The sequence below is a fragment of the Streptomyces sp. CNZ301 genome, assembly GCF_004217425.1.
In genome coordinates this window covers 4,526,214-4,549,340 of record NZ_SHLG01000001.1, presented here as the reverse complement: position 1 = coordinate 4,549,340, position 23,127 = coordinate 4,526,214, and the positions used below count along the sequence as shown (strand labels likewise).

17 protein-coding genes are annotated in these 23,127 nt (G+C 71.8%); 5 read left to right on the top strand and 12 right to left on the bottom strand.

What is annotated here, in order from left to right; all coding sequences use genetic code 11:
* Positions 1–121: 121 nt before the first annotated feature.
* The 3 genes from EV375_RS19630 to EV375_RS19620 form a co-directional block, all read right to left on the bottom strand.
* Positions 122–2,818 (bottom strand): SpoIIE family protein phosphatase, encoded by a 2,697-nt coding sequence (locus tag EV375_RS19630; protein ID WP_130300591.1) that lies wholly within the window; start codon positions 2,816–2,818, stop codon positions 122–124.
* 144 nt (positions 2,819–2,962) lie between these two features.
* Positions 2,963–4,336, bottom strand: coding sequence for an MFS transporter (locus EV375_RS19625; protein WP_130300590.1), 1,374 nt, complete (start codon positions 4,334–4,336; stop codon positions 2,963–2,965).
* 346 nt (positions 4,337–4,682) lie between these two features.
* Positions 4,683–5,507 (bottom strand): FadR/GntR family transcriptional regulator, encoded by an 825-nt coding sequence (locus EV375_RS19620; RefSeq protein WP_130300589.1) that lies wholly within the window; start codon positions 5,505–5,507, stop codon positions 4,683–4,685.
* 224 nt (positions 5,508–5,731) lie between these two features.
* On the opposite strand from EV375_RS19620, the gene EV375_RS19615 reads away from it, so the two are divergent.
* The 5 genes from EV375_RS19615 to EV375_RS19595 all read left to right on the top strand — a co-directional run bounded on the left by EV375_RS19615 (position 5,732) and on the right by EV375_RS19595 (position 12,549).
* A complete protein-coding gene (locus EV375_RS19615) occupies positions 5,732–7,252 on the top strand; it encodes an MFS transporter (protein WP_130300588.1) in 1,521 nt (506 codons plus the stop codon).
* Entirely contained in the window at positions 7,249–8,301 is a 1,053-nt protein-coding gene (locus EV375_RS19610; RefSeq protein WP_130300587.1) for a dihydrodipicolinate synthase family protein, read from the top strand. The genes EV375_RS19615 and EV375_RS19610 overlap by 4 nt, the downstream gene beginning before the upstream one ends.
* A 159-nt stretch (positions 8,302–8,460) precedes the next feature.
* Positions 8,461–10,443, top strand: a complete 1,983-nt coding sequence (locus EV375_RS19605; RefSeq protein ID WP_130300586.1) for an alkaline phosphatase family protein — start codon at positions 8,461–8,463, stop codon at positions 10,441–10,443.
* 136 nt (positions 10,444–10,579) lie between these two features.
* Positions 10,580–10,762 carry a hypothetical protein gene (locus EV375_RS19600; RefSeq protein WP_130300585.1) on the top strand — a complete coding sequence of 61 codons (183 nt, stop codon included), beginning with the start codon at positions 10,580–10,582 and terminating at the stop codon, positions 10,760–10,762.
* A complete protein-coding gene (locus EV375_RS19595) occupies positions 10,759–12,549 on the top strand; it encodes an AMP-binding protein (RefSeq protein WP_130300584.1) in 1,791 nt (596 codons plus the stop codon). The genes EV375_RS19600 and EV375_RS19595 overlap by 4 nt, the downstream gene beginning before the upstream one ends.
* Before the next feature lie 28 nt (positions 12,550–12,577).
* On the opposite strand, the gene EV375_RS19590 is transcribed toward EV375_RS19595, so the two are convergent.
* The 9 genes from EV375_RS19590 to EV375_RS19550 all read right to left on the bottom strand — a co-directional run bounded on the left by EV375_RS19590 (position 12,578) and on the right by EV375_RS19550 (position 22,677).
* Positions 12,578–13,192: an ATP/GTP-binding protein gene (locus EV375_RS19590; protein ID WP_130300583.1), complete on the bottom strand. Its 615-nt coding sequence runs from the start codon at positions 13,190–13,192 to the stop codon at positions 12,578–12,580.
* Positions 13,173–13,622 (bottom strand): DUF742 domain-containing protein, encoded by a 450-nt coding sequence (locus tag EV375_RS19585; protein WP_130300582.1) that lies wholly within the window; start codon positions 13,620–13,622, stop codon positions 13,173–13,175. The genes EV375_RS19590 and EV375_RS19585 overlap by 20 nt, the downstream gene beginning before the upstream one ends.
* Positions 13,623–13,632: 10 nt before the next feature.
* Positions 13,633–14,064, bottom strand: a complete 432-nt coding sequence (locus EV375_RS19580; protein ID WP_130300581.1) for a roadblock/LC7 domain-containing protein — start codon at positions 14,062–14,064, stop codon at positions 13,633–13,635.
* A complete protein-coding gene (locus tag EV375_RS19575; protein WP_130300580.1) occupies positions 14,064–16,946 on the bottom strand; it encodes a nitrate- and nitrite sensing domain-containing protein in 2,883 nt (960 codons plus the stop codon). Before EV375_RS19575 ends, EV375_RS19580 begins: the two co-directional genes overlap by 1 nt.
* 105 nt (positions 16,947–17,051) lie before the next feature.
* Positions 17,052–17,852 (bottom strand): MHYT domain-containing protein, encoded by an 801-nt coding sequence (locus EV375_RS19570; protein WP_130300579.1) that lies wholly within the window; start codon positions 17,850–17,852, stop codon positions 17,052–17,054.
* 527 nt (positions 17,853–18,379) lie between these two features.
* Positions 18,380–19,351 (bottom strand): DUF3048 domain-containing protein, encoded by a 972-nt coding sequence (locus tag EV375_RS19565; protein WP_130300578.1) that lies wholly within the window; start codon positions 19,349–19,351, stop codon positions 18,380–18,382.
* A 222-nt stretch (positions 19,352–19,573) separates the two neighbouring features.
* Positions 19,574–20,056: a VOC family protein gene (locus EV375_RS19560; protein ID WP_130300577.1), complete on the bottom strand. Its 483-nt coding sequence runs from the start codon at positions 20,054–20,056 to the stop codon at positions 19,574–19,576.
* A gap of 122 nt (positions 20,057–20,178) precedes the next feature.
* Positions 20,179–20,943: a flavodoxin family protein gene (locus tag EV375_RS19555; protein WP_130300576.1), complete on the bottom strand. Its 765-nt coding sequence runs from the start codon at positions 20,941–20,943 to the stop codon at positions 20,179–20,181.
* A 525-nt stretch (positions 20,944–21,468) separates the two neighbouring features.
* The gene (locus EV375_RS19550) at positions 21,469–22,677 is read right to left on the bottom strand and encodes an SMP-30/gluconolactonase/LRE family protein (protein ID WP_130300575.1); all 1,209 of its coding nucleotides are present in this window, start codon (positions 22,675–22,677) and stop codon (positions 21,469–21,471) included.
* Positions 22,678–23,127 lie beyond the last annotated feature (450 nt).

Genomic DNA, 23,127 nt, shown 5'->3' with positions numbered 1-23,127 from the left:
AACTCGCCGCGGGGTGCCGGAGGGGGCCGACCGCAGCGGGGTCTCCCGGGGTCGACGGGCGGTCGCGGCCGCCCCGTTCGTCCCGTCCCGTTCGTCCCGGTGGGCGTGAGCCGAGCGCGTCCTACGACGTCCCCGGCAGGACCTGCTCCGTCCAGATGACCTTGCCGTCCTTGGTGTAGCGGGTTCCCCACCGGTCGGCGAACTGGGCGACGAGGAAGAGACCCCGTCCGCCCTCGTCCGTCGTGGCGGCGTACCGCAGATGGGGCGAGGTGCTGCTGTGGTCGGACACCTCGCAGATGAGGGCCCGGTCGCGGAGCAGTCGCACCCTGACCTGCCCCGAGGCGTACCGGATGGAGTTGGTGATCAGCTCGCTGAGGATCAGCTCGGTGGTGAAACCCTGTTCCTCCAGGCCCCATTCGGCGAGCTGGGAGGAGACGGCGGCGCGCACGCCGGAGACGGCCGAGGGGTCCGACTCAACCTCCCACTCGGCGACCCGGCCGGGGTCCAGCACCCTTGTACGGGCGACGAGCAGCGCGATGTCGTCGCCCTGGCGGTCGGGGAGGAGGGCGTCGAGCACCGCGTCGCAGCTCTCCTCCGGCGTCTGGTCCGCGTGCGCCACGGCGTCGCGCATGAGCCGGAACCCGACGTCGATGTCCTTGTCGCGGCGCTCGACGAGGCCGTCCGTGAAGAGGACGAGCCTGCTGCCCTCCGGCAGCCGCAACTCGGCCGTCTCGAAGGGCAGTCCGCCGATGCCGAGGGGCAGTCCGGACGGTATGTCGGGGAACTCCACGGTGCCGTCGGGAAGTGCCAGCGCGGGCGTCGGATGTCCCGCCCTGGCCATCACGCAGGTGCGGGCGACCGGGTCGTACACCGCGTACAGGCAGGTCGCGCCGGTTATCGCCGTCTCGTCGCCCGCCTCGATCGCGTCCTCGTCGATGCGGGACGCCAACTCGTCCAGGTGGCCGAGGATTTCGTCGGGTGGCAGGTCGAGGGCGGAGAAGTTGTGCACGGCGGTGCGCAGCCGCCCCATGGTCGCGGCCGCGTGCAGGCCGTGCCCGACGACGTCCCCGACGGCGAGCGCGACGCGGGCGCCCGGCAGCGGGATGACGTCGAACCAGTCGCCGCCGACCCCGGCCTGCGCCGGCAGATACCGGGAGGCGACCTCGACGGCGCTGTGCTCCGGCAGGGCGCGCGGCAGCAGACTCCGCTGGAGCGCGACGGCCATGCCGTGCTCACGCGTGTAGCGGCGCGCGTTGTCGATGGACACCGCGGCGCGGGCGGCCAGTTCGGCCGCGAGGGAGAGGTCGTCGACCTCGAAGGGCTCGGGCTTCTCCGAGCGCCAGAAGTTGACCACGCCCAGTAGCATCCCGCGGGCACTGAGCGGCGCCGCGATGAGCGAGTGGATGCCGTACTCGAGGACTTTGCCGGTGCGTTCGGGGTCGTGCCCGCGCCATCCGGCCGCCTCGCTCAGCCGGGGCTCGATCACCGCCTGTCCGCTCTCGAAGCAGCGGCCCTGCGGCGAGACCGGGTCGAAGGTGATCAGTTCCTTGAGCGGATAGAGGGGCTGGTCGTCGCGGATGCCGTGGACGGCCGTGCGCCGCATCGACGGGCGGCCGCCGCCCGGTTCGTCGCCGCGGAGCACGTCCTCGGCCAGGTCCACGGTGACGAAGTCCGCGAAGCGCGGGACGGCGACCTGCGCCAACTCCTCGGCGGTGCGCCGCAGATCGAGGGTGGTACCGATGCCGCCGCTCGCGTCGTAGAGCAACTGGAGGCGTTTGCGGGCCACTTCGACCCTGCTGGAGAGGAGCCGCAGCTCGGTGGTGTCACGGAGGGTGGCGACCCAGCCGGGAGGTCCTCCGTGGCGGTCGGTGGAACGATTGTTCACGGCGAGAAGCCGGTCGCCCGCGCGCAGCACCTCGTCCGTTGCCACGCGCCCCGGGTGAAGCAGTTCGCTCATGGGAGCCTCGAGGCCGAGCTCGCGCACTTCGCGCCCCTGGGCGTCGTGCGGAAGAGCGAGCAGCCGGCTCGCCTCGTCGTTGGCGAGCAGCAGCCTCCCCTCACTGCTGACGATCAGCACGCCCTCGTGGACGGAATGCAGCACCGCGTCGTGGTGCTCGTACATGCGCGTCATCTCGAGCGTGCCGAGGCCATGGGTCTGCCTGCGCAGCCGGCGGCTGACCAGGGCGGCGCCGCCGGTGGCGAGCGCGAGCGCGGCGGCCGCGGCGAACAGCAGGATAGGCAGCTGCCGGTTCACCACGCCGCTGACCTTGTCGATCTTGATCCCCGCGGAGACGAGGCCGACGACCTTGCCGTCGTGCCCGGTCACCGGCACGACGACCTGGACGATGCGGCCGATGGTGCCCTCGACGGTCTCCTCCTGCACGCGTCCCGCGAGTGCCGGCCCGATCGTGCCGACGAACCTCTTCCCGATCCTGTCCCGGAGGGGGTGCGTGTAGCGGATGCCCTGCTTGTTCATCACGACGACGAAGTCGACGCCGGTACGTTTCCGTGCGGCCTCGGCGGGCCCCTGGAGCCGTGCACTCGGATCGGACGAGCGGAGCGCGCTCACCGTGCCCGGGGAGTTCGCGAGGGTCTCGGCGACGGCGAGCGACCTGTCGCGGGCGGCCTGCGTACCGTCGCGCCGCACCTGGAGCACCAGCGCCGCGACGGCCGCGACGACGAGCAGCAGAACGACGACGACCTGCAGGACGAAGACCTGCCCCGCGACGCTGCCCTCACCCAGCAGCGGCCGCCGCGGGCGCCTGCCGGGGTTCAGCGTGGCCGCCAGGGCCCGGAGACGTGTCAGCGGTCCTGCCATTGCCCCTGTTTACACTGCTCTTCCGCGCCAGTCGACAGGCGGTCGCCTCGCTCGAAGGTGTGCTCAGGCACACGCCGGGCCGCCCGCACGCCCCGTGCGGGCTCCTCGCGCGCTCCCCCGGGGCTCCTCACGATCCTCACGCCATCAGGCTTCGGTCTTCTCCGCGTCGCTCTCCCCGGTCGTCCCGGTCGTCCCGGTCTTTCCGGCTTCCGCGAGCGCGGTGCCGGGCTCGGCCGTGCCCCGAGGCATGAGGACCAGGGCGGCCATGGCAATCACGCAGCAGGCGACGATGTACCAGCTGATGCCGATGCTGGAGTCGGTCCGCTCGAGGATCGCCGCGGCGATGAGCGGCGCAGGACCGCCCGCGATCACCGACGCGAGCTGGTAGCCGAGGCCGGCGCCGCTGTAGCGGACGTTCGCCCCGAAGCTCTCGGCGATCAGCGCGGCCTGCGGCCCGTACTGGATGTCGTGGAAGAACAGCGACAGCACGATGGCGGCCATCACGAGCCCCGAGCTGCCGGTGTTGAGCATCGCGAAGTACGGGAACGCGAAGACCCCGACGCAGGCGATGCCGATTCCGTACGTCAGCCGCCGCCCGATGATGTCGGAGACGTATCCCCACAGCGGGACGCTCACCAGGCCCAGGGCCGCGGCGATGAGGGTGTCGTTGAGCAGCTCCTCCTTGGAGAGGCCCACCTTCTCCGTGCCGTAGGTGAGGACGAAGGTGATGAAGAGGTAGAACGGCGCCTGCTCGGACAGGCGCACGAAGGCGGACGTGATGACCTCGCGGGGCTGGTCGCGCAGCACCCTCAGCACGGGCATGCGCACGACCTCCCGTTCCTCCTTCACCTCCCGGAAGGCGGGGCTCTCCAGCACGCGCAGCCGCACGTACATGCCGATACCGATCAGCGCGAAGCTGGCCAGGAACGGCACCCGCCAGCCCCAGCTCTCGAAGCCGTCGCCCGAGGCGGAACTCATCAGCTGCACCATGGCGGTCGACGCGAGCAGCCCGAGCGGTACGCCGAGCTGCGGCCAGCTGGCCATCAGCCCGCGGCGCTTCTTCGAGCCCCACTCCATCGACAGCAGGACCGAGCCGCCCCACTCACCGCCGACGCCGATGCCCTGGATGATGCGGAGGAAAACGAGGAGCACCGGCGCGGCGAAGCCGATCGACGCGTACGTGGGCAGCAGTCCGATGAGGAAGGTGCTGACGCCCATCAGCATGAGCGTCATCACCAGGGTCGACTTGCGCCCGACGCGGTCTCCGAAGTGGCCGAATATCGCGGCACCGATGGGGCGCGCGGCGAAGCCCACGAACTGCGTGCCGAAGGAGGCGAGCACGCCGACGTAGGTGGACTGGCCGGGGAAGAAGAGCTGCGGGAAGACCAGGGCGGCCGCGGTGCCGTACAGGAAGAAGTCGTACCACTCGATGGCGGTTCCGACCGTGCTGGCGACCACAGCGCGGCGTCGCTGGCTGCGTACTGTCTCCGGCGCGCTTGCCGGTGTGGACGTGGTCATGGCGGCTCCTCAGGATGGACTGGCCAGTGATCCACTGAACGAGAGATGCCGGAAGGTTCGGGCCAACAAGGCCCGCTGTCAAGGGAGTACACCGCACGGGCCGCGCACGCCGCCGCGGGCCGTGGAGAAGGGCGCACAGGGGGACGGATCCTGTGACGAAGCGGACGGATGGTGTGCCGCCCTCGCACGGCGGGGACGTCTCCGGCCGCCGGGCCCGGACCGCGCGTTCCGGCCGTCCTCGGCGCAGACGTCGGCGGGGTCGGCGTCGGCCGTGCCGGCGGCGCTCGCCGCGGAGCGCAGCTCGGACCGCACCGGACGGGGTGGGGCGGCGCCCGGCCCCGGCCGCTCACTCCCCCGTGGCGCCGCCCTGCGGGCTCCGGCGGCCGATGCGCTCCCGGATCGGCGCGTAGTGCCTGACGATCGCCTCGCGCAGCAGCTCGCTGTCAGCGGCGCCGATGGCATCGAGGACGGCGACGTGCGCGGAGGCCGTCTGGGCCAGGTCGGTCGTGCCGGGGAGCGCGCCGAGGGCGATGGCGTGGACGTCCCAGAAGGCGCCGGTGAGCTGGACGGCGAGCGCGTTCCCGGTCGCCTGCATCAGCAGCAGGTGGAACTCCCGGTCCTCCGCGAGGAATTCCTCACCGCGCGCGGCCTTCTCGTGCATGGTGCCGGTCAACTGCCGCATGGCAGCCATCACTTCGGGCGTCGTCCGCTCGACGACGACCTCGGCGAGGCTCGTCTCGATCAGCTCGCGCACGTCGATCAGGTCGGCCATGACGTCCTGGTCGTCCTGGGCGTCGAGCATCCCGCGGAAGGCCAGTGACTCGACCATGGCCGTGAGTCCGAGCCGCCCGACGTAGGTGCCGTAGCCGTGCCGCACCTCCACGATGTCGAGGGCGGAGAGCGTCTTCATCGCCTCGCGGACGCGCGACCTGCTCACGGCGAGCTGCTCGCCGAGCTCGTGCTCGGTGGGCATCGGATCGCCCGGTGCGAGCCGGTTCAGGAGGATGTACTCCTTGATGCGGTCCACCACGGGCCGCTCGGCGGAGCGGGAGCCGCGCGGGTCATGGCCGCGGAAGACGCCCCGGTCGCGCGGACCGCCCGGTTCCCGGGGGGCGCGGTGGCGGCCGGGGTCGCCGGGACCGTGCTCCGCAGGCAGCTTCTTCGCCGGCATCCGAGGGCGGACCTCCGAGGTCAGGAGCGGCCTCGCGGCCGCCCGGAGAGCGTGCGTCCCGACATCGGACATCCTATGGGCGCCCCCGCGGGTCCCGTCCCGGACAGGGACCGGCAGGGACCGACACGGACCGGCAGGGACCGAGGCGGTCTTGCCGCACCGGCAGCGGGTCTCTAACGTCAGGACATCAGACATCTGATGTCCTGCGTCGGACGGGGGCTGCCATGACCGGCAGGAGCGAGGGCGGGGAACAGCGGACGGCCTGGTACCGGGAGTTGTCCGGCACGCAGTGGCGGTCCTTCACCGCCGCCTGGCTCGGATACCTGCTCGACGGCTTCGACTTCGTGATCATCACCCTCGTGCTGACCGAGGTGACCGACGAGTTCCGCCTGTCGTCCGTGACGGCCGCCGCGCTGGTCTCCGCCGCGTTCGTCTCCCGGTGGTTCGGCGGCCTCGCCCTCGGGGCGCTCGCCGACCGCTTCGGACGCAGGAACGCGATGGTCGTGAGCATCGTGCTGTTCTCCGCCGGGTCGGCGCTGTGCGCGGTCGCCCCCGCCTACTGGGTGCTCTTCGCCGCACGGCTGCTGATCGGCCTGGGCATGGCCGGTGAGTACGGGTCGAGTTCGACGTACGTCATCGAGTCGTGGCCGGAGCACTTGCGCAACAAGGCCTCCGGCTTCCTGATCAGCGGGTTCGCCATCGGGGCGGCACTGTGCGCCCAGGTCTACCGGTTCGTGGTGCCCGAGTGGGGATGGCGGGCCCTGTTCGCCGTCGGCCTTGTGCCGATCGTCGTCGCGCTGTGGCTGCGCCGCTCGCTGCCCGAGTCCGGTGACTGGCAGCGGGCACGTGACGCACACCGGGCGGGAGCGCGGGGGACGCCCGACATGTTCCGCACCCTCTACCGGGGCGCGCGCGCACGGATCAACGCTGCGAACATCGCGCTCACGCTCGTCGCCTTCGGCGCGCTGCTTCTCGTCTTCGCCGGACTCGTCCGCGGCGCGCTGCCGGTCACGGGGCTCGCCGTAGTGATCACCGCGGTCTTCGTCTGCTTCATGGTGCAGTTCTCGGGAGGCAGATGGCCCACGGGAGTCACCCTGATGTTCGTCGTGTTCACGGCGTTCCTGTACTCATGGCCGATCCAGGCCCTGCTGCCGACATACCTCAAGGCGGATCTCGGGCTCGCGGCCGGGAACGTCGCCGATCTGCTGTTCTTCTCCGGATTCGGCGCCGCCGCCGGCTGCGTGCTCGGCGGTTTCCTCGGAGACCGCTTCGGGACGCGCAGGGCGTACTGGACGAGCCTCGTCGTCTCGCAGGTGCTCGTCTTCCCGGTCTTCCTCTCCGGGAGCGGGTCGCTGCTGCTGCTCGGTACGCTCCTCTTCCTCCAGCAGGCCTTCGGACAGGGCATCTCGGGACTGCTGCCGAAGTGGATCGGCGGCTACTTCGCGGTGGAACAGCGGGCCGCGGGCCTCGGCTTCGCGTACAACGCGGGCGCGCTGGGCGGCGCAGTGGCACCCGTGCTCGGCGCGGGGCTGGCGCGGACGATGCCGCTGGGGACGGCGCTCGCGGTGCTCTCCTTCGGCCTGACGGCGGTGGTGATCGTCCTCGTGGCGGTGAACGCACCGCTCCGCGCGCAGCGCGCACTCGCGCCCGCGCACGTGTGGGAGACGGACGCCCTCGACGTCGTCCCGCGCGCTCCGGTGCCCGCCGCACCTGCCGGTACCGGCCGGGAAGGCATGACGTCATGACACCCTCCGCGAACTCCGGCACGGCCGGCACAGGTACCGCGACAGGTACCGCGACAGGTACCGCAGCAGATCCCACGGCAGGACCCGCCACCCCGCGCAGGCCGCTCACCGGCGGCGTCGTGCCCCCGCTCGTCACGCCGCTCACCGAGGACCGCGCGCTCGACGTGCCCTCGTTCGAGCGGCTGATCGGACGGCTCCTCGACGCCGGGGTCGACGGGCTGTTCGTGCTCGGCTCGACGGGCGAAGCGGCGTTCTGCACCGACGAGTTGCGTGCCCAGGTCATCAGCGAGGCCGTCCGCGTCACGGCGGGCCGCGTCCCGGTCCTCGCGGGCGTCATCGACACCCAGACGGACCGGGTCCTGCGTCAGCTCGAAGCCGCTCGGCAAGCCGGTGCCGAGGGGGTGGTGGCGACCGCGCCGTTCTACGCCGCCACCCACGCACCGCAGGTCAGGCGTCACTTCGAGATCCTCGGCGAGCGCGCGGACGTCCCCGTCTACGCGTACGACATCCCGCCGTGCGTGCACACCAAGCTCGACCCGGACATGCTCGTCGAGCTCGGGCTGAGCGGGGCGATCGCCGGGGTGAAGGACTCCTCCGGCGACGACATCGCCTTCCGGCGGCTGGCGCTGCGCAACCGCGCCGAGGGCGGCCCGCTGACCCTCTTCACCGGGCACGAGGCCGTCGTCGACGGCGCGTATCTCGCGGGCGCGGACGGTGTCGTGCCGGGCCTGGCGAACGTCGACCCGGACGGATACGTACGCATGCACGCGGCCTTCCGCCGGGGTGACTGGGCGGCGGTGCGCGGCGAACAGGACCGGCTCGCGGCCCTCATGGAGATCACCCGCGTCGCGTCGTCGGTCACGGGGTGGGGCGCGGGTGTCGGCGCGTTCAAGACCGCCCTGGTGCTGGAGGGGGTCATCGCGCACAACCAACTGCCCGAACCGTTCGAGGCGTTCGACGGCGACGACGTGGAGGCCGTCCAGGCGGTCCTCGGCACGGCGGGGCTGCTGCCGCCGTCCCCTCCGCCGCTGCGTCCTCCGCTCCCATGACCGTGCGAACACGGCTCAGTACGACTCGTGTCGTTCTCTATCGTGCTGGCAAAACCCCGCCACCAGGGCACCGTCCGCGTCGTACGCTTCCGGCGCGGCCGGTCCGTGATCACTGGTCCGCCGTGACACCACCGCGCCAGGCACGGAAGGACCCCCGGGTTGTCGCTCTTCACGCGTTCGCTTCGGCAGCAGCGGAACAAGGACAAGGACGGTACGGAGAAGGGCGTGAGCCCCGAGTCCGGAACCGACCCGTCCGCGGCCGCGACCACCGACGGCAAGGACGGCACGGACGGCACGGACGGGACCGACGGCTCCGCGCGCGAAGGCTCCGCGCGCGACGGCTCCGCGGACGAAGGCTCCGCGGACGAAGGCTCCGCGGGCGTCGCCGACGCCGGCAACGGCGACGGCGACGACAGCGACTACGGCGGCAGCAGCAGCGGTTGGCGGGGGCGGCACCCCTCCGCAGCCCGTGCCGCCTCGGTCACGACCACCGTCCTCGCGACGGCTCTCGTACTCACCGCGCTCCTCCTGCCCAACGCCCTCATCCGGCTCACGCCCAGCGCGTTCCTCCGCATACCCGTCGAGGGCATATTCGGCGCGGTCGTGCTGCTGATCCTGCCGCCTCGCTCCAGGCGCTGGGCCGCCGTCCTCGCGGGGTGCCTGCTCGGCCTGGTGACCATCCTGAAGTTCATCGACATGGGCTTCTACGAGGTGCTCGCCCGCCCCTTCGACCTCGTCCTCGACTGGATCCTCCTCGACGACGCGCACCAGTTCCTCAAGGACTCCGTGGGCCGGACCGGCGCCGTGCTGGCGCTCGTGGGCATCGTGATCCTGGCGCTCTCGATCGTGGTCTTCATGGCGCTGGCGGTGCGCCGGCTGAGCCGCATCATGTCCCGGCACAGCGTGGTGACGGGCCGCGCCGCCCTCGCGCTCGGGACCGCGTGGATCGTGTGCGCCGTCTTCGGCGTCCAGACGGGCAAAGACGTCGACGTCGCCTCCAGGAACACTGCCCTGCTCGTCCAGCACCGGGTGGAGGCGGTCAGGGCGGGGATGAAGGACGAGAAGGCGTTCGCCAAGGAAGCCCGCGTCGACCGCTTCGACGAAACCCCCGGCAGCAAGCTCGTGCCGGACCTGCGCGGCAAGAACGTCATCTTCACCTTCGTCGAGAGCTACGGCCGCAGCGCGATCGAGGACCCCGAGATCGCTCCCGGCGTCAACTCCGTGCTCGCCGACCGGACGAGGGCTCTCGAGGACGCCGGCTTCTCCTCCAAGAGCGGCTGGCTCACCTCGCCGATCTCCGGGGCGGGCAGCTGGATGGGCCACTCCACCCTGATGTCGGGCCTGTGGATCGCGAACCAGCAGCGCTACCGCAGCGTCACCTCGAACGACCGGCTGACCATCACCAGGGCGTTCCGCAAGACGGGCGACTACCGGATGGTCGGCATCATGCCGGGCGTGCGGCGGTCCTGGCCCGAGGCGAAGTTCTACGGCATGGACCACGTCTACGACTCGCGTCAACTGGGCTACGAGGGCCCGTACTTCAGCTGGTCGCCGGTGCCCGACCAGTTCAGCCTGAAGGCGTTCGAGCGGCTGGAGCACAGCAAGGCGAGCCACAAGCCGATGATGGCGACGATCATCCTCGCCACCAGCCACAACCCGTGGTCGCCGCTGCCGAAGATGCTGCCCTGGGACGAGCTCGGCGACGGCTCGGTCTACAAGCCCATCCACGACGCGGGCGCCCGGCCCACCGAGGTGTGGAAGGACCCGCACCGGGTGCGCGAGCAGTACGGGAAGGCCATCGAGTACTCGCTGCAGAGCCTCACCGAGTACATGGAGAAGTACGCCGACGAGGACACGGTGCTCGTCTTCCTGGGCGACCACCAGCCCGTGCCGACCGTGACGGGCGGCAGCAAGAACAAGGACGTGCCGATCTCCATCGTCGCCAAGGACGAGAAGGTGATGGACAAGGTCTCCGGCTGGGGCTGGAACGAGGGCCTCAAGCCGGGAGACAAGGCGCCCGTCTGGCGGATGGACAAGTTCCGCGACCGCTTCCTGACGGCGTACGGGTCGGAGCCCGAGGCCGGGTCCAAGTCGGGGTCCAAGTCGGGGTCCGGGTCCGGTTCGAAGTCCGGGTCCGAGTAGGTGCGCTGAAGACCGGGGCCCTGGTGGCCCGTTGACCCGCCCCGAACCCTTCGTCCACAGTGGCGGGCATTCCGGCCGGGCGGCCCCTCGACCTGCCGTCCGGGCGGGCGGCTTCGTGCGCGAGGAGGACGTGGACGTGATCCCGACGGCCCGCCGGCACCCCCCGGCCCCGGACGCCGCCGGACGTCCGACCCCGCGGCACCCTCACACCCGCACGTCCCGCCACGAACTCGACGACCCCTTCGCCGCCGTGACCCCCTCCGACGCCGTGGCCGTCAACTGCGCCGCCCGTTCCGTACACGCGACGGCAGCAGGATGAGCGCCTACGCGGAGCGGCCGTGGCTCGGCCTGTACAAGGACGGCACACCGGCCGGCATCGTCCCCGAACACGGCACGCTGCTGGAGATGTTCCGCGCGTCCGTCGCACGTTCCCCCGGCACCGAGGCGATCCGCTACTTCGACGGCGTGCTCACGCTGGCCGACGTGGACGCGGCCTCCGACGCGCTCGCCGTCGCCCTCGAGGGCCACGGCTTCGCGCGGGGCGACCGGCTCGCGGTGTACGTGCAGAACAACCCCGCGTTCGTCGTCGGGCTCATCGCGGCGTGGAAGGCGGGTGGCAGCGCCGTCGCCGTCAACCCGATGAACAAGGCGCGCGAAGTGACGTATCTGCTCGCGGACTCCGGCGCGACGGCGCTGCTCTGCCTGGACGAGCTCCACGAGGCCGTGGCCGCCGAGGTGGTCGCCTCCGGGGACACGCGCGTCCGCACCGTCGTCACATGCTCGGCGCGGGACTGGCAGACCCGCGACGATCCGCGGCTCTTCACGTCCCCGGACCTACGCGGCGCAGCGCAGGCGGAGCCCGGCCCGGCCAGGGCGGGCAGGGCGGGGACCGGCGCGGGCACGGCGCGCACCAGCGCTCGCGCGGCCCGTGACGCGGGCACGCTCGATCTGCTCACGCTCGTCGAGGAGTACGCGGGGCGCGCGCCCGGACCGCACGCGCCCGGGCCGGACGACGTCGCCGTCCTCACCTACACCTCCGGGACCACGGGCGTGCCGAAGGGCACCATGAACACCCACGCCGGGATGGTCTTCAACACCTGCACCTACCGGGAGTGGATGGGCCTGACCCCGGCCGACAGCGTGCTCGGCCTCGCCCCGCTCTTCCACATCACCGGCCTGATCGGTCATCTCACGCTCTCGCTGCTGCTGCCCTGCCCGCTGGTGCTGGCCCACCGCTTCCATCCGGAGGTGATGCTCGACGCGCTGCGCGAGCACCGGCCGGCTTTCACCGTCGGTGCGATCACCGCGTTCATCAGCCTCTCCGCGGCGCCCGGTGCGCGGCGCGAGGACTTCTCGTCGCTGCGGGTCGTGTACTCGGGAGGCGCGCCCGTCGCGCCTGCCGTCACCGCACGGCTGCGGGAGAGCACCGGTATGTCCGTCCACAACTGCTACGGGCTGACCGAGACCAACTCCCCTTCCCACGCGGTCCCGTTGCACGCGGAGGCGCCCGTCGACCCGGCGTCCGGTGCGCTGTCGGTGGGAGTGCCGGTCTTCGACACCGTCGTGCGCATCCTCGGCGACGACGGTGAGGAGGTGCCGGTCGGGGAGACGGGTGAGATCGCCACGTCCGGCCCGCAGGTCGTGCCCGGCTACTGGGGCAAGCCGGAGGCGACCGCCGAGTCCCTGCCCGGCGGCGAACTCCGCACCGGCGACGTCGGGTTCATGGACGATCGGGGCTGGTTCTACCTCGTCGACCGCAAGAAGGACATGATCAACGCGGCGGGCTACAAGGTGTGGCCACGCGAGGTGGAGGACGTCCTCTACGGGCACCCCGCGGTGCGCGAGGCGGCGGTCGTCGGCGTCCCGGACGCCTACCGGGGCGAGACGGTGAAGGCGTTCGTCTCCCTCAACTCCCCCGCAGGACAGGGCCCGGAGACGGACGGGGGAGGGCCACCCGTCACGGAGGCCGCCCTGATCGCCTACTGCAGGGAGCGGATGGCGGCGTACAAGTACCCCAGGTCGGTGGTGATCCTGGACGACCTGCCGAAGACTTCGACCGGCAAGATCCTCCGGCGCCGGCTGCGCGCCGGCACCGGAGACCGGTGAACCCGGGTGGGGCCCGGCTCCCGTCCGCTCAGTGAGCGCCGTTCTCCATGCCGCGGGTGTAGATGCGGCGGGCGTGCTCCACGAGGGCGATCAGCACCTCCTTCGCCGATTCCCGCTCCCGTGCGTCACACAGCACAACGGGTGTCTCCGGGTCCAGGTCGAGGGCGGCCCGTACGTCCTCGGAGGCGTAAGTGTGGGCTCCCGCGAAGCAGTTGACGGCGACCACGAAGGGAATGCCCCGGCGCTCGAAGTAGTCGACGGCCGGGAAGCTGTCCTGAAGGCGCCGTGTGTCGGCGAGGACGGCCGCTCCGAGCGCCCCGTTGGCCAGTTCGTCCCACAGGAACCAGAACCGGTCCTGACCGGGGGTGCCGAACAGATACAGCGACAGGGTGTCCTCGAACGTGATGCGCCCGAAGTCCATGGCGACCGTTGTCGTCGTCTTCTTCTCGACGCCGCCGAGGTCGTCGACGGGCCGCCCTGCCTCGGTGAGGCGTTCCTCGGTGCGCAGCGGACGGATCTCGCTCACCGCCCCGACGAAGGTCGTCTTGCCCGCGCCGAAGCCACCGGCCACGAGGATCTTCAGCGACACGTAGGAGCCGCCGAGCCGGCGGGGCCGCCGCTCGTCAGAGTGCACGGAGTCCATTGATCACTTCCCTGAGAATGTGCTCGTCCGGCAGCTGAGCCGGCGCCAGCGGCCGTCCGACGGTGATGTGACCGGCATCCAGGAGGTCGCCGAGGAGTACGCGCACGACGCCGACCGGCAGGTCCGAGTCGGCGGCGATGTCGGCGACGGACCGCGAGGCGACGCGGCACAGCGACAGGATGGCGGCGTGCTCGGGCCCCGGAGGCGGCGGCGCCTCCTCCGGGGCCTCCGCTGCGTGGATGAGCGCGATCAGGTCGAACGACTCGCTGGTGGGCCGGGCCCGGCCCGCCGTCATCGCGAACAGGCGGACCAGCGGCCCGGCTTCGTCGTCGAACCACTCCGGGTATTCGGGAGGTGCCTCCGGCTGCGGTCCGCTCGGCACGGAGCCGCGCGAACCGTCGTCGAACCAGCTCCTGTTGGGCTCGGTCATGACGTTCCGGTCACTCCTGCGCCGCTGAGGCGGGCAGCGATCCGCCGGAACGGATCGGCACCCCGAGGTGTTCGGCCACGCGCCTGACCAGCCGTGCCATCTCGTAGGCGACCAGGCCCACATCGGCGTCGGCGTCCGTGAACAGGGAGAGGCACGAGCCTTCGCCCGCCGCGGCGACGAAAAGGAATCCGCCTTCCAGTTCGACCATCGTCTGCACGACGTGACCTGCCTCGAAGTGCCGGCCCACCCCCTTCGCCAGGCTGTGGAAGCCGGACGCGATGGCGGCGAAGCGCTCGCCCTCGTCCCGTGAGAGGTCGGCGGACGCCCCGATGGGCAGCCCGTCGCCGGAGAGCACGACCGCATGTCTGACCTGCGGCACCTGAGAGACCAACTCGTCCAGCAGCCAGTTGAGTTCGCCGGTTGTTTCCATCGTCCCGGACATCAGGCGTCGTCTCCTTGTGAGGGTGTCTCGGCTGTCTCCCCCGTGTCGCGTCCGCCGGCGCTCCCGCCGGCGCTCCCGTCGGAGCCGCGCCGCGGAACGGACGGCGGCCGCTCCTCGGCGGACGCGTCCCCGACCGTGTGTCCGGCCCCGGGTCTCCCTCCGTCTCCGTCGGCTTCTCCGCCCGCGGGTCCGCGCGAGTGTTCGTCGGCGCCGCCCCCGCTGAGCCAGCCGCTGCGGAGGGCCGCCATGGTGGCGCGGGCCCGGTCCGGCGTCCGCTGTGCGGCGGGGGCCGACGGCGCCGCGGGCGCGCTGTCGTACGGCGCGGCGCCCGTCGGGGGGCCGGGTGCGTCGCGCAACTGCGGCGCGAGGCTCGCCTGTCGCACCCGGCGCGGCAGCGGCGCGGGCTCACCGGGCCCGGCCGGTGCATGCGGCCCGGGCTCGGACGGGATCTGCGGCGGGGATCCGGACGGGGCGTGCGGCCCGGCTCCCGACGGCGCCTGCGTCGCGGGCCCGCCAGGCGCCTGCGGCGCGGGCGCGGTCCCGGACTGCGCCCGCGGCGCGGCGGACCGCTCCGGTTCGGCGACGGGCAGCGGCCCCGGAGGCGCCTCCCTGCCGGGCTCCGGGACACCGTGCGCCGTGACGGCACCGTCGGCGCCGTGGCCCACGTCGGCCGGGCGGGTCATGTGCCCCGCGCCCACCCGGTCGCGGGTCCTGTGCGCCGCGGTCCGCCGCGCCCGCAGTACGGGCAACTCCCCTGGCTGCGAATGGTGTTCGGGCAGCCCTCCGTCCGCCGTGCCGGGCTGACCCGCCGGCGCGTCCCTCTCCAGCAGCTCCTCGGGGACGAGCACCACGGCCGTGACGCCGCCGTACGCCGAGCGCTGCAGCGAGACCTGGATGTCGCGGCGGTGGGCGAGCCGGTTGACGACGAACAGACCGAGGCGGTCCGTGTCGAGCAGGTCGACCTGCGAGGCATCCGCGATCTTGCGGTTTGCGTCCTCCAGGGACTCGCGGCTCATTCCGAGACCGCGGTCCTCGATCTCCAGCGCGAGGCCCGTGCCCACGCGTTCGCCGCGCACCCGCACCTTGGTGTGGGGCGGTGAGAACACCACGGCGTTCTCGACGAGTTCGGCCACGAGGTGCGTGAGGTCGGCGACGGCCGCCCCGGAGACGCGGACCGACTCGGCGACCCGGACCTCGACGCGGGTGAAGTCCTCGACCTCCGCCACCGCCGCCCGCACGACGTCGAGCATCGGCACCGGCCTGCGCCAGCCGCGCACCGGCGCGGCGCCGGAGAGGATGATCAGGCTCTCGGCGTGACGGCGCATGCGCGTGGTGAGGTGGTCGAGCCGGAAGAGGTCCTCCAGCTCGGCGGGATCGTCGACGCGGCGCTCCATGCTGTCGAGCAGGCTCAACTGCCGGTGCAGCAGCACCTGGCTGCGGCGGGCCAGCTTCACGTACACGCCGGAGATGCCGCTGAGCACTTCGGCACGCTCCGCCGCGGCCTTGATCGCGGCGCGGTGCACCGCGTTCAGCGCGGAGCCGACCTGGCCGATCTCGTCGTCGCCGCGCCGCTGGACCGGGGCTTCGGCATCGATGTCGACCTCCTCGCCGGAGTGCAGCCGGCGCAGCGACTGGGGAAGCTTGTGTCCCGCCATCTCCAGGGCCGAGTTGCGCATGCCGACGAGTTCGACGACGAGCCCGCGGCCGATCTGCATCGAGATCAGCAGCGAGAGCAGAACGCCCGCCAGGCCGAGGACCACCGCCACGCCGGAGCTGCCGATGACGTCCAACGAGAACGGCTCGGCCTTGCCGGCCGCGGTGATGCTCGCCCTGCGCTCCGCTCCCCGCAGGTCCCGCAGGACGGATCCGACGGCCTCGTCCCATGAGACGGCGGAGACCCCGGATGCGACCTTGCCCGGCCCGGCGTCCTCCAACGCCTTTTCCATGGAGGCGAGTTGCCTGTACTGGTCGCTGCCGACGGCCGCGCGGTAGGCGGGACGGTCGGCCGGCCGCAGGTCGTCGACGGCGGGCTTCAGCAGCGTCCGGTGGGCGGAGACGGAACCGGTGAAGAGACGGAACCCCTCCTGGGTCATCTGCTTCCCGGCGAGAGCGGCACCGACCACGGCGTCCTCGCGGGCGATCATCTCCCGGGCGCGGGAGAGCTCCTGGACGACGCGTGCCTCGGAGGCGACGGCCTCGTCCTGGTCGCGACCCGGTCCCGAGGGGGCCACGCCGGTCAGCGCGCCGCCCACGGCGAACCCGAGCTCGATCGTCTCCGAGTACGCGGTGTAGGCGTCCTGCCAGCCGGTCCTCTCCGCGGTCACGCCCTTGCGCAGGGTCGGCAGCTGCTTCGACGCGTCCGTCAACCGGTCGGTCCTGGCGGGCAGTTCGGACTGGAGCGCGGCGGTGTCGGTACTGCTGGCATCGATGCCGCGCCGGAGGCTCGCGGCGGCCGCGTCCGTGGACTTGGCGCGGGTGTTGAGCACGCCGAGCCGCGCGGAGTCCGGCTTCGCCAGATAGCGCGCCGCCGCGCTCCGCTCGTCCTGGAGCGCGGTGATGTAGTCGCTCGTGGGGGCGAGGAGGTTGGCGCTGACTTCCTTGAACCGGGAGATGTCGGAGACGCTCTGGGCCGTTGTGACCGTCGCGAAGCCCCACAGCGCCATCAGCGAGACGACGGGCACCATCAGCAGCGAAACGATCTTCGCCCGCACGGACTTGGGACGCAGCCGCCCCGGCACCGGTGACCACGGGCGCCCGGAACGCGGAGCCTGCGGCTCACGGAACGCGTGTTTCGGCCCGCTCTGCGGCGCAGGTGGCAGGGACGGCGGGCTCTCATCGTCGTGTCGGCCCTCGGCCTGGACCGGCGCGCGGCTTGGACGCATGACTTCCTCGATAGGGGAGTGACGAAAGGGCGGGCGCCTGGTCAGGGCGTTGATCTCTGGGTGCGGCAGGAGCGGAGTCGGCGGCGTGGGGCGGGGCGGGGCGCGTCAGGGCGCCGGGATCTCGACTCCGTGCCGCTCGACCTCGTGGAGGCGCCGTTCGGCCGACTCGGATTCCCGGCGCTGCTGCGCGGTGGGCGACAGTGCGACGAAAGCGGAGGTGAGGAAGAGGAAGGAGCCGAGGACCACCGTGAGCGGGAAGATGAACTCCGTGGCGGTGGCGCCCGGGAGCACCGTCCGGCCCGGCGAGAGCTGGATGCTCACGGCGGCCATGCCGGTGTAGTGCATGCTGCTGACGGCCAGTCCCATGACGAGGGAGGCGACGGTGGCGCCGGCCGCGCCGTGCACCGTGAGCGCCGCCCACAGGCCGGCGGTCGCGGCGGCCACGGCGATCACCACCGACAGGCCGACCAGCACCGGGTCGTAGCCGACGTCCCCGTGGAGACGCAGCGCGGCCATGCCGATGTAGTGCATGGCGGCGACCCCGATACCGGTGCCGAGCCCGCCCATCAGCAGGTAGCGGATGCGTGAACGGCCCTGCCCGACGGTGAAGACGCCGGCGCCCACGACGAGGACGGCGACGAGGAGGCTGAGCACGGTGAGCGGTACGTCGTAGCGGATCGCCGAGCCCGAGACGCCGAAGCCGAGCATGGCGACGAAGTGCATGGTCCAGATGCCCGAACCGATCGCCAGGGCGGCGGTCAGCAGCCAGTTGCGGCGTGACTTGGCGGACGACGCGGCGAGCGCGCGGACGGTGCAGCGCAGGCCGAGCCCCGAGCCGACGCACGCCATCACATAAGAGAGCACGGGCGTCAGCCACCCGTAAGTGAAGTGATGCATCTGACCCACAGGAGTCCCCTTTGTGACGGCTGATCCGGGGCGTCGGACGCTAACACAGGAAATTCACACCTGGCAGAAGTCCTTCCGCATTCTGCAACGCGCAGTCACTCGTACTCACTGGTATACCTCTGGTAACGATCCGCACGTCAGAGCCGGTCCCGGGGCCGGCCGAATCACACTCGAATCCCAACTCCCGTATTTGCAAGGCGTGTTGGAAGTGTGTCGTTCGTGAACGAGCACACTGGCTCCCCGGAAGGAAAGGCATGACGGAGAGTCAGGAAATCGTTGGAATCCCAGTGGCCGATACCGGGATTCGCAGCCGGGAAATACTTTTACGGAAGCCTTGAAACACCCGCGTCCTTCACCAGGCGGGCATAACGAGACATTGAATTTATTCAGGGCAACTGGAACATGCCGGCCGGAACCGGCGCCGTCGTCCGCGCGCAGAACGGCACACAACTACCCGGCGGCCTCCGGGGCTTCAGCCCGAGCGGACCCAGGCCCGCCTGAACATCCGCCCGAGCGGACCGCCGCCCTCAGCCGGCCGGTGCGAGCGCCACCCACACCTGGCCGCGCGCGAAGGCCAGCCGCTTCCCGCCGGCATCCGTGAAGGCCGTGCCGCCGGCCGCCGACGGGCGCTCCCAGCGGGCCTCGTACTCCTTGCCTCCCCGCAGCACCAGCGCCCGTCCCTCACCCACCGACTCGGTGAACGGGGTGATGTTGCCGCCCTTGTCACCGAGCTCGGAGTCGCGGATCTTCACGTACTGCACCACCACGGTGGCCGCCTCCAGCCGCCCGGCGTCGGTCGTACGGGCGGGGGAACCGTCCATGGAGACCAGCCAACGCCGCTTGTCCGCCGACCAGTCGAAGGAGAATCGTGCGGACGGGAAACGGACGCTGCGCCCCGGAGTCTTCCGGCCGCCGTCCGGCGCGGCCCCGAAACGGAACCCGATGTCGCGAGGCGCCCCCACGTCGGCGGCGGCGTCCGAGGCGAGAGCACGGCCCGGACGCAGATAGAGATTGTGCGGTGCGGGCCGGTCACCCTTGCGCACGTACGCGTCCCGCACACGCCCCGGGAAGAGCGCGGCCAACGGCGCCGATTCGATCTTGGAACGCAGCTTGGACTGGACGCCGGAGTAGGCGAGGCCCGGGCGGTCGAACTGGCGCAGCAGCTCCAGGTCGGACTCGCGGGCGCTGCGCACGGGCCCGACGAGCGACGGGAGGCGGGAGGCGAAGACAGCCATTATCCGGGTGAGGCCGGCCTCGACCTGCTCGACGTAGACGATGTCGGCCTTGCCCAGGCCGGTGTGCGGCCTGGCTGCCTCAACGTTGTCGATCTTCACCGCCAGCACCTTGTCGCCGGCGCCCTTGCGGCCGGTGAACGGCGAACGCTCCTCATCGCCGTCGCCACCACCGCCTCCGCCGCCGTCACCGGAGTCGCAGGCCGCTCCCAGGAGCGACAGTCCCGCCGTCAGCAGCACCGTCCGCCGCGTCCCCGTCCATTCCATGGCGACCGCCTCCTCCGCGTCTGAGGGGAGCGTTCCCCATGGGCGGGCACTGACGGCACCAGGCGGCCGAGAAATGTCCGGATGGCCGCCGGGAGCGGACTCCGGGGCGGGGCCGCCGCCGTGGATGTAGCCGGGCGCCACGACGTTGACCGTCGCTCCACGAGCAGCACGCGGTCACCGTCGGCCGCGAACCTGCGAACCTGCGGGTCCGCGGGTCTGCGCTCAGCCGCCGGCGTACACCTTGCGGAGCGCCTCGATGTCGAACTTCTTCATCGACATCATCGCCTCCGTTGTGCGCCTGGCCTTCTCCGGATCGGGGTCCCCGATCATGCCGATGAGCTCGGACGGAACGACCTGCCAGGACACCCCGTACTTGTCCTTGAGCCAGCCGCAGGCCACCTCCTGCCCGCCGTCCTCGGTCAGACGGCTCCAGTAGTGGTCGATCTCGTCCTGGCTGTCGCAGTGGATCTGGAAGGAGACGGCCTCGTTGAACTCGAACTGCGGCCCGCCGTTCAGGCCCAGGAACCTCTGCCCGTTGATCTCGAACTCGACGGCCATGACCGAGCCGGCGGGGCCGGGACCGGCCTCGGTGTACCGCCCGACCCTTCCGGGCCTGGAGTCCTTGAAGACGGACATGTAGTACTCCGCCGCCTCTTCGGCCTGTCCGTCGAACCACAGGCATGTGGTGAAGCCGTCGGCTGTCATGGTTGCCTCCCGCGGGTGCGTGTCCGTGACCGTACGGACCGGACGCGGGCGGGGAATTCATCGCAGACGGGCCGGAAACGCCTCACGCAGGAGGCCGCGGGGATGGGGGATGGGGGGACGCGTCACCTGTGCTCGGGGTTCTCGTGGTCGTGGCGGCAGCCCGCGTCCCAGTCCGTGCGCTGGTTGCCGTACGCGGGGACGCCCCCGGCGTCCTTCAGCATCCGCGCCATGTGCATCAGGTTCCACGTCATGAAGGCGACGTTGCGATTGGTGAAGCTGTTCTCCGGGCCGCCGGAGCCCGGGTCGAGGTACGAGGGCCCCGGCCCGGCCTCGCCGATCCAGCCGGCGTCGGCCTGCGGAGGGATGGTGTAGCCGAGGTGCTGAAGGCTGTAGAGCACGTTCATCGCGCAGTGTTTGACGCCGTCCTCGTTCCCCGTGATGAGGCAGCCGCCGACCCGCCCGTAGTACGAGTACTGGCCACGGTCGTTGAGGAGGCTGGAGCAGGCGTAGAGGCGCTCGATGACGCGCTTGGTCACGGAGCTGTTGTCGCCGAGCCAGATGGGGCCGGCCAGCACGAGGATGTCGGAGTCCAGGACCTGCTGGTACAGCTCGGGCCAGGCGTCGCTCTCCCAGCCGTGCTCCGTCATGTCGGGCCAGACGCCGGTGGCGATGTCGCGGTCGACGGCTCTGACCACGTCGACCCGCACGCCCTGCCCGGTCATGATGGCGGCGCAGCGGTCGATGAGTCCTCGGGTGTTGCTCGGTTCCGGTGACCGCTTGAGCGTGCAGTTGAAGATCAGCGCGCGCAGGTCGTCGTAGCGCGCGGGCGGCGGTCCCGGCTCTTGCCGGTCCTGCTGTGGCTCACCGGGGGCGGGGGACGCGTTCACATGCGCTCCTTCACGAGGCCGACGACGGCTGGCAGCGGGTCGACGGGCGGCGGCAGGGGTCGGATACGTCCATCGTGCGGAGGCGCGGGGCCGGTGCGCTCGCACCGGTGCCGACCGGCGACCTCGACGGCGTGGAAACCACCCCGTCGGCCCAGCCGCCGGACCTCCGGGCCCGCCCGGGAGGGCAGCGCGGCTCGGTCCGCCCTCCCGGCGGAGAACGCAAGTGCCGTTCAGCCGCCGGGAGTTGCATGCCCCCGAAATGCCTCCCGTCCGACGGGCCGGGGCAGCCCTCCGGCTGGTGACGCGGGGGTACGGCGGCCCCGCCCGCGGCGCGGGTCACGGCGGGCGTTGCGGGTCAGGCATTGCGGGGCACGGCATCGACGGGTCACGGCATCGCGAGGCACGGCATCGACGAGTCACGGCATCGCGAGGCACGCCGTCGACGAGTCACGGCGCGGCCCCCGTCAGGCCGTGCGCCGTGACCCGCTCGTCGGTGTCCCGTCGACGCGTCCTCGACCCGTCCCGTCAGCGCTTGGCCCTGACCGCAGCGGTGTCCGTGGCGGGCTTGTAGGCACCGGTCCCGGAGAAGGACGCGCGGTAGCCGTCGCGGACCAGGTCACGGAACAGACGGTCGACCTGGGCCCGGCTGCCGCGGATCGCGGCGTCGCACCGGGCGACACCCTTCTTGCCGGTGACCGCCCGGCACAGCTGCTTGCTCCGCGAGGCGTTGCTGAACTCGACCGTCCGGCCGGCGAGCGGCCTGCCGTGCGCACCGGTCAGTTTCGCGGAAAGGCCCCTCACCTTCAGCAGCGGAGGACCGGTCTCGCGTTCGGCGGTCGCCGGCCGTGCCTCGAGCCGGGTGCCGGCGGCCTCCTTCCGGACCGCGAGGCCGACGGGAGTGGTCAGCCCCACCAGGGGCACGGTGGTCTGCCCGCCGCCCTCGGGCGCCCGGACAACCCGGTCGTTCCCGAAGTCCGCGACGTACAGCGCGCGTTCGCGGTCGAGCGCCAGCCCCTGCGGGCTCGCGAGGCCGCTGGTGGGCACCGTCGTCTGCCCGGAGCCGGCCGTCCGCACCTTCACCACCCGGTTGTTGCCGGAGTCCGAGACGTAGAGCCGGTCGCCGCGCGGGTCGAGCGCCAGGCCGGTCGGCTGGGAGAGACCGCTCGTGGGGACGGTGGTCTGTCCCCCTCCGCCCGTCGGCACCTTCACCACACGGTCGTTGACGAAGTCGGAGATGTAGAGCTCGTTCCTCTTCTCGTCGAGCGCCAGACCGTCCGGGTGGAGAAGGCCCTCGGTGGGGACGGTCGTCTGCCCGCCGCCCGCGGCCACCTTCACCACACGGTCGTTGAAGCTGTCGGCGATGTAGAGGTCTCCGGCCTTGCTGAGCGCCAGCCCGAGGGGACGCAGCAGGCCCTCGGTGGGGACGGTCGTCTGTTCGCCTGCCGCGGTGACCTTCACGATCCTGCTGTTGACGGTGTCGGAGATGTACAGGGCACCGCCACGGTCGAACGCCAGATAGGTCGGACGGGACAGCCCCATGGTGGGAACCGCGCTCTGCGGACCTTCCGGGAGGAGGAACTTCTGGATGTCGTTCGCGGTGAAGTCGCTGACGTACAGGGCCTCGCCGCCCCCGCCCGGCGGCTTGCCCCCGCCCGGCGGCTTGCCGCCGCCCGGCGCGGGTGAGGCCGAGGCGCCGGCCAGTCCGGCCGTGCACAGGACGGCGACCGCCGTCATGGCCGTCGCGCGGCGCCACGAACGACCATGCGGGAGAAGGCGTTTCCACCACGGCTCTCGTCCCGCGCGTGGTGCACGTGACGGTTCCCGGGAGTCCGGATCGCCGGAGTGGTCGCGGAGTGGAGAGGGGCTCATCGACACCCACCTGTTCTGGGCCGCAGGGCTGTGCCGTTGGACCCGGGGGACGGGGGCGCCCCCCGGGGGGATCTCGCAGAAGGAGCGAAGGGAGCGCCGTTGACGTGACGGGCCGCCATCGCGGCCGCGCAACCGAGGCGGTTCGGGCCGCGCACCGCGGAGCGGTCCGTCAGCGGCGACACTAGGAATCCGCTCGCGCGGCGCGGACTCACCACGCCAGCCGGCGCCGTCGTCCACCCGAAGGCGGGCGGGCTGGACAAGGCGCGTGCAGATGGTGTGTAGTCCGTATACAGCCTGTATGCAAGGAGCGTGTGC

Excerpts from the sequence above, each read along its gene's own strand:
- EV375_RS19630 (WP_130300591.1), bottom strand. The coding sequence starts at position 2,818 with ATGGCAGGACCGCTGACACGTCTCCGGGCCCTGGCGGCCACGCTGAAC.
- EV375_RS19625 (WP_130300590.1), bottom strand. The coding sequence starts at position 4,336 with ATGACCACGTCCACACCGGCAAGCGCGCCGGAGACAGTACGCAGCCAG.
- EV375_RS19620 (WP_130300589.1), bottom strand. The coding sequence starts at position 5,507 with ATGCCGGCGAAGAAGCTGCCTGCGGAGCACGGTCCCGGCGACCCCGGC.
- EV375_RS19615 (WP_130300588.1), top strand. The coding sequence starts at position 5,732 with ATGACCGGCAGGAGCGAGGGCGGGGAACAGCGGACGGCCTGGTACCGG.
- EV375_RS19610 (WP_130300587.1), top strand. The coding sequence starts at position 7,249 with ATGACACCCTCCGCGAACTCCGGCACGGCCGGCACAGGTACCGCGACA.
- EV375_RS19595 (WP_130300584.1), top strand. The coding sequence starts at position 10,759 with ATGAGCGCCTACGCGGAGCGGCCGTGGCTCGGCCTGTACAAGGACGGC.
- EV375_RS19590 (WP_130300583.1), bottom strand. The coding sequence starts at position 13,192 with ATGGACTCCGTGCACTCTGACGAGCGGCGGCCCCGCCGGCTCGGCGGC.
- EV375_RS19585 (WP_130300582.1), bottom strand. The coding sequence starts at position 13,622 with ATGACCGAGCCCAACAGGAGCTGGTTCGACGACGGTTCGCGCGGCTCC.
- EV375_RS19580 (WP_130300581.1), bottom strand. The coding sequence starts at position 14,064 with ATGTCCGGGACGATGGAAACAACCGGCGAACTCAACTGGCTGCTGGAC.
- EV375_RS19575 (WP_130300580.1), bottom strand. The coding sequence starts at position 16,946 with ATGCGTCCAAGCCGCGCGCCGGTCCAGGCCGAGGGCCGACACGACGAT.
- EV375_RS19565 (WP_130300578.1), bottom strand. The coding sequence starts at position 19,351 with ATGGAATGGACGGGGACGCGGCGGACGGTGCTGCTGACGGCGGGACTG.
- EV375_RS19560 (WP_130300577.1), bottom strand. The coding sequence starts at position 20,056 with ATGACAGCCGACGGCTTCACCACATGCCTGTGGTTCGACGGACAGGCC.
- EV375_RS19550 (WP_130300575.1), bottom strand. The coding sequence starts at position 22,677 with ATGACGGCGGTCGCCGTCCTGTGCACGGCCGGACTGGCCGGCGCCTCG.